Genomic DNA, 8775 nt, shown 5'->3' with positions numbered 1-8775 from the left:
GGGAAAGCGTCCATTGATAAGCTCAGAAAGTATTACCATCATGGAGCCAATGGAAACTGGACGTTTCAAGCGCAAGAAGGGTTGAGACTATTCAAACATGATGAAACGCCTATCAAGCGACACATCAAAGTCAAAGATGATAAGTCTCCATTTGATGGAGATTGGGCTTACTGGAGTAAGAGAGGAATCAACAAGGTTGGAATTCCAGCCAAGTTAGCCAAACTGTTGAAGAAGCAAAAGGGCAAGTGTAATGAATGTGGCCTGTTCTTCACGGACAGTGACCTATTGCGATACAACTTGGGCTTACGCCTGGAACTATACAATGCGATCGCCAACCCAATGAATCCTTGTCATGCTCCCGCAAGAAAAGCCAAGGCGCGATTTCAATCAAGCGCTGTTTATAGGGGTTCTCATAGTGGTGCGGTAAAGAATTTCTCACCGATTCGGTGCATTGGCGGTTGGGACAGAAGAGAGTTGCCTACCACATTAATTTGAAATCCGCTATATACGCTTCCCAGATGATATGCCGGGGGGACAATTGCCAATCCAAAAAAATTAGCCCGCGTAGGCGGGCTTTGTGCGGACTAACGCCCCACCCTGACCCAGGGGCTTTTTAAGCCTATTCGATTACCACCCGATTGGAGGCGGGAGATTGGCTCTGGGGTTGGGTTTGGGAGGCGACGGCTTCGGCTTTGGCTTCGGCGACCATATCTTGCCAAACTTCGCCGGCTTCAGCGGCGGCGACTTTGCCTTTTTCATAGAGACAAATGCCGTTTTTAATCGTCGCTTTGGCGATCGGTTTGGCGGCTTTGGCGATCGCGGGAACCACTATCGGGGCGATCGCTAATGCGCCTACAGCTAAGGCGAGGTTGCGGTTTCGCTGTCCTCCTTCCATCAACTCCCCGAGATGTTCGCGCATGTGGTTGGCGGTCAAATTGCTAGCCATAATAGTATCCTCTTTAACGATAACACTGCATAAAAGTTTAGCGGGTTAAGCGGCGGGTGTGGGCGGGTCCACGTGCATCAGGGGACGCAATCCATTTAAGCCGGCGGCGATCGCGGAACCGTTGTGAATTGCGGTGGCGGCGAGGGGATGCAAGCCCACGGTGGAGGCAAATGCCAAGGCGGCGATATTCGGCGCAACGGACAAGCCGATATTTTGCTGGATGACGTGCTGGGTTTCCTTGGCGATCGCGATCGCTTCGAGCAAACTATACAAGTCGTTATTCATCAGCACCACATCGGCGGTTTCGCGCGCCACGTCGGATCCATTCCCAAAGGAAATCGAAACATCGGCATATGCCAGGGCGACGGAATCATTCAATCCATCCCCGGCAAATGCCACGGTTTTGCCGGATTCGTGCAACTGGCGCACGATGGTTGCTTTCTCTTCTGGGAAGGCTTCGGCGTGGATGTTCCCCTCGGGCAGGGCCAACTCTTGCCCCACGGCGATCGCCCGTTTGCGATCGTCCCCGGTGAGCAAGTGCAGCTCTAACCCATACTCGCCCTGCAGTTGCCGAATCACCGGGCCACTGTCCGATCGCAGGGGGTCGGCATATTGAATCACCCCTTGAAACTCGCGATCGCAAGCCACATAAATCAAGGAACAATCTGCCGTAATCAAACAACTCCCTTTCTCGCACCCTTCCGGTCCGAGGCAGGGCATTTGTTCGTACAGGCAATCCAAATCGATTCCTTCTTGCAGCAAGAAGCGATCGCTACCCACCAGCACATTATGCCCGTCAATTTCGGCTCGAATGCCCAAGCCGACTTCGTAATGCCACTCGCCGCGCGGAGGAATCTGCAGGTTGCGATCGCGGGCGCAGTCCATGACGGCTTCGGCCACGGGATGGGTAATCCGTTGTTCGGCTGCTGCGGTCAGTTCCAGCAGTCGGTCTTCGCTCAGGCGACCGGCCACTGGCTCGATTTTCACAACTGATATATCGCCGCAAGTGAGCGTCCCGGTTTTGTCGAACACAATGGTGTCCACTTCTGCCAATTGTTCCAATGCCCGCCCGCTGCGGATGAGTATCCCATGTCGGGTGGCATGGGTCAAGGCAGCCATCAAGGTGGTGGGCAGGGAAACGCGCAATCCGGTCACGAAGTCTAAGGTAAGAATCGCGGCTGCCCGTCCCGGATCCCGGGTAAAGGCCCACACCACGGCGGCCCAAAGGGAGGCGGGGAGGATGGCGCGATCGGCGATGTTGGCGGCATAGTTTTCCATGCGCGTATCGTGTACCGGGGCTTGTCGCACCAGTTCTAAGCTGGCGGCGGCGCGGGTTGCGGCTCCCACTCGTTCGGCTTTCACGTAAATCTCGCCGGATCTAACCAGGGTGGAGGCATACACGGTGGTGCCGATATCGGCGACGATCGGCATGGATTCCCCGGTGAGTTTCTGGGTGTCGATGGTGGCTTGTCCGCGCAGCACTTGCCCGTCTACGGGAATTTGTTCTCCGGGATAGACGATCGCGGTTTCGCCCACTTGCACCTCGGTGGCGGGGATTTGCCGTTTCTCGCCCTCGCGTTCTACCCAGGCATAATGTCCCAGGGTATCGAGCAAATCGGCGGTTTTGGCGGCGGAAGCGCGGGCGGTGCGATCGCGGATGGTATCCCCGAGTTCGTGCAGGGTCATCACCAATGCCGGCGTCACTAAGTTCCCGCGCAGGGAGGACAGGGCGATCGCCATCATATCCAAACAATCGATATTAATCCGTCGCTCTCCCAGCAAACTGGCGATCGCCCGTTTGGCCACCGGCCAAGCTGCTGTTGCCACACTTGCCGCTACAATCGTCCGGGGTATCGGTAGCCGCAACGGTCCGCTCAGTACCGCCAGCACTGTGGCGATCGCTGGCGCTTTCAAGTCGGACCAGTCGGCTGTTTCTGACTCGGCTTTCTCCACCGGTGCGGCGGCGGGAGGGTTTCCCTGCACTTTCTCCGCCGTGACTGCGGTTTGAATCCACCCCACACAGCGCGATCGCACTTCCTCGTCGCTCAGGCTGTGGGTTTTATAGCAAATTACCACGCTGGCGGCGGTGACGTTCACCCGCACTTGGGTCACTTCGGCGGCGGCGGATATCCCCTGCACCAAGCGATCGCCATAGGCGGTATCCCCCGCTAACCGAGGCACCCGAAATCTCACTCGTCCGGGAATCGCATGCACCACGCAACAGGCAATCCACGCATCAGTCACCTGGTAAGGAGCGATCGGCTCGATTTCCCGATTTTCGCTCTTGGTTTTCATTACCCTTCTCCTGTGGTCGCTTCTGCGGTGTTGCTTCCCATGATGCGGGTCATCACCGAGTTGAAAAATGCTCGGGCAAAACAAGGATTAAAATAACTCCAAGCTTCCTCTGCTTGTCCCTCTAGCAGCATTACCTCCTTTGCCGTTTTCCCCTCGCTTTCGTTTACTAAAGCCATGCTCACCCCGGGAGGTTCGCGGTTTTGTGCGGGATTTTCTCTCGCCAAATTCCCGTTATTCTGTGCCGGGGGGTGATACTTTTTTTCGCCTTCACCCTCCCCCGGCATCGTTTCCCGGGCCGTGGTTTGGCTCTCGGTTTCGGAAGGTGAAGTTTCCCCGATCGCGGCCTTGATTAAGTCTACAAATTCTAGGATAATTTCGCTATCGGATACGCCATCGGATTCGTAAACCACGATCGCCGAGGCGGCGAGTCGGTTGATCCGGGCACTGGTGATGCGGCGATCGGCGGCGAACACGGTTTGCAGGCGTTCGGCACATTCAAACTCGTCACTCAGGGCCGGGATGCGAAACCGCACTCGTCCCGGAATGGCGTGGACGATCGCCACCGGGCGTTCTGCTTCTGCTTCTTCGGCGGGGGCTTCCGGAAGTGCGGCGATCGCTTCGTTTGGTCCGGTGGATATCGCTGCTTCTGAGCTTTTCTCTAATTGTTCCAGGGCTTGACGGGTCACGCTCGCCCCCACTAAATTGGCCAGCAGCGCCCATCCCCCGCGCAGGCGCAGGGTTTGCGTCAGCACCATCCCCACAATCATCGGCGCGATCGCTTCTACTTCGTGGTGTTGCTGCAGGAATTGTCCCACTTGCAGGGCCGGCGTCTGCGGTACGTTAATCCCCGACACCCCCCACTGCTGCAGAATGTTCAACATCTCCGCCAAGGGCAGCGCGCTGGGATCGAAGACGATAATCAAATAACCTGTGGTGGCATCGGTATAAACCGCCAACACCCCCCGTCGCGATCGCAACTGTTGCCCGAGGGTATTCAGCCATACCTCCGCATTGGCATCGGACGCGCGAAGCTGCACGCATCCAGAGATAGCTTGCACCAGTTGAATGCTCCCGATAGTTGGGGTTGCGGTTGTACTCGTCATTCGTCTTCCTCTCCTCCCGTAGAGTTGTTTTTCCTGAATGCGCGTCGGGACCGGCGTGCCGCCAGAAAATTTCCCACGGATTCATATCCTTTTTTCAGAGTACAACCATATTAGGGTGATGCGATCGCTTTCGCCGATTTATTTAACAAAACTTTAAGATTTGGTTATCAAAAAAACCTATGCTAGAATAGCAGAAATATTTCTCCTTCCCCTTCCCCGAGTCTGAACTTGACCGGGGGCTTGAACCGGAAGGCGAACTGATAGTTCCCCTCGAAAAACTTAGATTGAGAAAGCCTACCAATAATATGACCCCCTGACTCGGTTGCTATCCAAAAATGCCTCAACTCGAAACGGTTAGCTCGGGCGATTTTTTTTCACCGCAGGCGATAGCAATTTGCCATTCGATTGAGAAACTTTTGCAATCTCCCCCCAAAGAAGACCCATCATTGGCGATGTTAGCATCAACCAAGCAAGCCCTCCGCCGGAATTTTTTGTCAGGATAGAGGTGCGGATGTTATTGCCCGTTTTTCGATGCAGTTGCAAAAGATTTCCGCTTCGCCCCCACCCATTCATAGACGATTAGACTTTCCGCCGTGCAGGCGCTACAACCGCAGCATTTTTGGGGTTGTTCGATTTTTCGCAGGCGATGTTTGCGAACCAGTTTGGCCAACATGGGGCGCAACGCATCGGCATCAATGCGAAAGTGTACCGAAAGTTCGGCCAGAGAGGCTTTCCCTTGTTGGGATAGATAAGTTTGAATGTCACTTAAAATCACGACGGATCCTTTTTTTTACATGTCTATTATCAGTTTAAATCATTTATTGAAGTCCCTGCCATCAAAATTGGACAAGTCCCAAAGGACGAATCCCTAGAGAATTAATTATCCCCACCTCCAAGAGAAAGGGGTGGGGGATAAACTCAAGAACTGCTTATTGCTTGTTGACGTTTCGCCTGTGGAACGGGTCGCGCCATTTTCAAGCCGATAAAAGTCGCGCCTAAAACGAGGAGAAGTCCGCCGATCCACAGGAGGGAAGAAACGGGATGTGCCGGTAGGGTTGCGACTTGATAGTACATCACGGCTACCCAATAGGCCAAACCGGTGGTCCAAGCCACCACAAATACCGTCCATCGAGCGGTAGTTTCGCGATAAACTGCCGCGATCGCCGAGACACAGGGAGCGTATAGCAGCACGAACAGCAGATAAGCAAAGGCACTCGCCTGAGACCCAAAGCGGCGGTTCATTTCGCCAAAGGTACCTAGAGAGACATTTTGTTCCGCTGCGGCAATATCGATTTCTTGCACTTCCCCCACATTCAGACCCAGGGGGTCGAGCAAGGCACCGGGCACTTCGGCTAAGTTAGCCGGAATCGTGGCAAATGCAGCGCCTACATTGCCCCAGAAGTCGAATGCCTCGCCCGATCCATCCTCTGTGGCTGCATCCATGCGCTCGCGAGCCATTTCGCTGTATAGGGAATCCAATGTTCCTACCAGAGCTTCTTTGGCGAAGACACCCGTAAAAATGCCCACGGTGGCGGGCCAGTTGTCTTGTTCGATGCCCATCGGGGCCAGCACCGGGGTCACGCTGCGACTGGTGGCGCTGAGGATGGAGCGATCGCTATCTTGGTGCCCAAAAGAGCCATCGACGCTCACGGAATTTAATAACCCCAGCACCACCACCATCAGGACGATGACTTTCCCGGCTTTCATTATAAACGCTTTCAGCCGATCCCACGTGCGGAACAGCACCGCCTTAACCGTAGGTAAGTGATAGGGAGGCAGTTCCATCACGAAGGTGGAAGCTTCCCCGCGCAATAGAGTATTTTTCAAGATTAACCCGGTGCAAATCGCGGCGGTAATCCCGATCAGGTACAGTCCAAAGACGATATTTTGTCCCGCGATCGGGAAAAAGGCGGCGGCAAATAAGGCATACACGGGCAACCGCGCCCCGCAGGACATAAACGGGTTCATCACGATGGTAATCAAGCGATCGCGTTTGTTCTCCAAGGTGCGGGTAGACATGATCCCCGGCACGTTACAGCCAAACCCGACTAACATCGGCACGAAGGATTTCCCGGGCAACCCGATAAAGCGCATAAACCGATCCATCACAAAGGCGGCGCGCGCCATATAGCCGGAGTCTTCCAAAAAGGAGAGAAACAGGAACAAAAATCCAATCACCGGAATAAATGTGGCTACGGTTTGAATCCCGCCTCCAGCTCCTTCGGCGAGTAGAACCACCAACCACTCGGGGGTGCCGAGATTCCCCAGCAGGTGGCTCAACCCATCCACGAAAATCGTCCCGGCTAAGATATCGAAAAAGTCGATAAAGGCGCTGCTGATATTGATGGTAAACAAGAACATCAAATACATGACGCCTAAAAAGATGGGGATTCCCAACCAGCGGTTGAGTACCACGCGATCGATGTTTTCCGTGAGGGTGCTACTGGCTTCGCCGCTGCGATCCGTGGCACTTTTGGCGATTTGGTGGATGAAGCTATAGCGACTGTCGGCAATAATGATATCCAGGTCTTCGCCCAGGGTTTGGTGGATTTTGCGGCGGTTGGTCACCACCAGGCGATCGAAGTCGCGATCGCTGAGTTCTACATTGCTGCGATCGTCGTATTCCAGCAGTTTGAGCGCGGTCCAGCGCGGGGACACTTGCACGGCGCGCTGTTGGTCGCAAATCGCGGTCTCTAAGTCCAGTAGCGCTTCTTCCAGAACCGGCGGATAGGGAACGTAAGCGTGAGGCATGGTGGGGGTTTGCAGTTGTTCCCCGATCGCCGATCGCAGGCTCTCTATTCCCTCTCCCTTGGCGGCGACAATCGGAATCACCGGACAGCCGAGTTTTTCGGCGAGGAGGTCGGGATAAATTTTCACCCCGCGATCGCGCGCTACATCCATCATGTTCAGCGCTACCACGATCGGCAAGCGCATCTCTACCAGTTGGGTGGTCAGATACAGGTTGCGCTCTAAGTTCGATGCATCTACAATATTGACAATGACATCCGCTTCGCCGCAACTCAGGTAATCCCGCGCTACTCTTTCGTCCAGTCCGCTTTCGTCTTCTTCGGCGTCGAGGCAATACACCCCGGGCAAATCCACTACGGCTATCTCGCGATCGTTCTCGCGATATTTACCGTATTTGCGCTCCACCGTGACCCCGGGCCAGTTGCCCACTTGTTGGTTCGATCCGGTTAAGGCATTGAACAAGCAGGTTTTGCCGCAGTTGGGGTTGCCAAGTAACCCAATTGTCGGTTGTGTCATTAGTTAACCTCCTCGATGTGCAGGGCGTCTGCTTCGTCTTTGCGAAGGGTGAGGCTAAAGCCCCGCAGTTTGATTTCCGTGGGGTCGCCGAGGGGGGCGTGGCGGGTCACGGTGAATTCGGTTCCCGGCGTCAGTCCCATTGACAGCAGGCGACGTTTGTAGCTGCGCGTGGTGCATTGGTATCCAACCACGCGCCCTTTGCAACCAATGCAGATTTCCCGCAACCGCGTTTTGCCCGGGGTGGGGATATTTTGTTGGCCGATCGCCTCTTCCGTGCAGAGGATGTGATGCGCCATACTCGCCCCTAACGCTACGTGTTTCCCGGCGATCGCTACCATCACCGATCCGGATTCCCGCCGACTCACCACTTGCAGTTCCTTGCCCGGAACTAACCCCAGCTTAATGAGATGATTTATCATGTTTTCGCCGCCGCTTAGCTCCTGCACCCGCAGGCGATCGCCCGCCTGTGCCATCCCCAGCGGTATGCCGCGAGCGCTGCTCAGCGTCCTGCATTCCGTCATATTAGGCGTTTCCGCAAAAAAGCTCAACCAGCCTTCTCCACGGTTTCTTTGTCGGTGATGCCGATTGTTTCTCCTGGCCATTCCTTTCATTCCATTTCTCCTTAGTTGATAATTATTGTCAATAAAAACCGAAAAGTTGACGATCGCGACTCTGGGGGAAAATAGCCCCAGAGTCGAGCCACAAATCCACTTCATCCTATTTTACTATGAATGCACTGCGTTTTTTACGCTTTCTCCTATTTTTCCAAAATAGTGATGGGTTGACCCGCGCGCGTCTCTACCTGCTGTCACTTTCCTCGCGTGCGGTCTTTACCACCTCAGTTGACATTGTAGGGCAAAAGTCCGGTATTGTCGGTCCGGAGTTGCTGACATTCTCTCAAAAACTTATGGAGCGTCACATCGGAGCTTGCCCGACGGATTGCCTGCTGGTTCTATTGCCACCCTAACACTCTAGGTGAAAACTGCCGATTTCGCGGGCGACTTTTCTGGGGAGTTCTTTGCTATACCCCGGTACGCCACTTCTGTGTGCTTTCGCGTAATTGAACCCCGGGGTCAGAAACGGTTGATGATTCATGATAACCTCCGATACGTTTGGAAACCCCCGTGCTTTAGCCGGGGGAGGAAAAACGAACGTGCGGCTTTAGCC

Annotated in this window: 8 protein-coding genes and 1 pseudogene; 2 read left to right on the top strand and 7 right to left on the bottom strand. The window is 54.7% G+C overall.

What is annotated here, in order from left to right:
- Positions 1-495 (top strand): annotated as a pseudogene (locus AC0QH1_RS17155) (hypothetical protein); the annotation flags it as partial.
- 124 nt (positions 496-619) lie between these two features.
- Here AC0QH1_RS17155 and AC0QH1_RS17150 read toward each other — a convergent pair.
- The 6 genes from AC0QH1_RS17150 to AC0QH1_RS17125 all read right to left on the bottom strand — a co-directional run bounded on the left by AC0QH1_RS17150 (position 620) and on the right by AC0QH1_RS17125 (position 8219).
- Complete coding sequence (locus AC0QH1_RS17150; protein ID WP_324632454.1) at positions 620-946, bottom strand: DUF5132 domain-containing protein; 327 nt, start codon at positions 944-946, stop codon at positions 620-622.
- A gap of 45 nt (positions 947-991) precedes the next feature.
- Positions 992-3241 carry a heavy metal translocating P-type ATPase gene (locus AC0QH1_RS17145; RefSeq protein ID WP_324632453.1) on the bottom strand — a complete coding sequence of 750 codons (2250 nt, stop codon included), beginning with the start codon at positions 3239-3241 and terminating at the stop codon, positions 992-994.
- Positions 3241-4344 carry an HMA2 domain-containing protein gene (locus AC0QH1_RS17140; RefSeq protein ID WP_324632452.1) on the bottom strand — a complete coding sequence of 368 codons (1104 nt, stop codon included), beginning with the start codon at positions 4342-4344 and terminating at the stop codon, positions 3241-3243. Before AC0QH1_RS17140 ends, AC0QH1_RS17145 begins: the two co-directional genes overlap by 1 nt.
- Before the next feature lie 514 nt (positions 4345-4858).
- Complete coding sequence (locus tag AC0QH1_RS17135) at positions 4859-5119, bottom strand: FeoC-like transcriptional regulator (protein ID WP_324632451.1); 261 nt, start codon at positions 5117-5119, stop codon at positions 4859-4861.
- Between the two features lie 143 nt (positions 5120-5262).
- A complete protein-coding gene (gene feoB, locus AC0QH1_RS17130; protein WP_324632450.1) occupies positions 5263-7608 on the bottom strand; it encodes a Fe(2+) transporter permease subunit FeoB in 2346 nt (781 codons plus the stop codon).
- Positions 7608-8219 (bottom strand): FeoA family protein, encoded by a 612-nt coding sequence (locus AC0QH1_RS17125; RefSeq protein ID WP_324632449.1) that lies wholly within the window; start codon positions 8217-8219, stop codon positions 7608-7610. Before AC0QH1_RS17125 ends, feoB begins: the two co-directional genes overlap by 1 nt.
- Before the next feature lie 116 nt (positions 8220-8335).
- On the opposite strand from AC0QH1_RS17125, the gene AC0QH1_RS17120 reads away from it, so the two are divergent.
- Positions 8336-8575: a hypothetical protein gene (locus AC0QH1_RS17120; RefSeq protein ID WP_324632447.1), complete on the top strand. Its 240-nt coding sequence runs from the start codon at positions 8336-8338 to the stop codon at positions 8573-8575.
- Here AC0QH1_RS17120 and AC0QH1_RS17115 read toward each other — a convergent pair.
- Complete coding sequence (locus AC0QH1_RS17115) at positions 8572-8703, bottom strand: hypothetical protein (protein ID WP_324632446.1); 132 nt, start codon at positions 8701-8703, stop codon at positions 8572-8574. The genes AC0QH1_RS17120 and AC0QH1_RS17115 overlap by 4 nt on opposite strands.
- Positions 8704-8775: the final 72 nt, after the last annotated feature.

The sequence above is a fragment of the Phormidium sp. CCY1219 genome, assembly GCF_055795085.1.
Note: the sequence above shows the minus strand (reverse complement) of the source record. Positions and strands in the feature narration are given on the sequence as shown.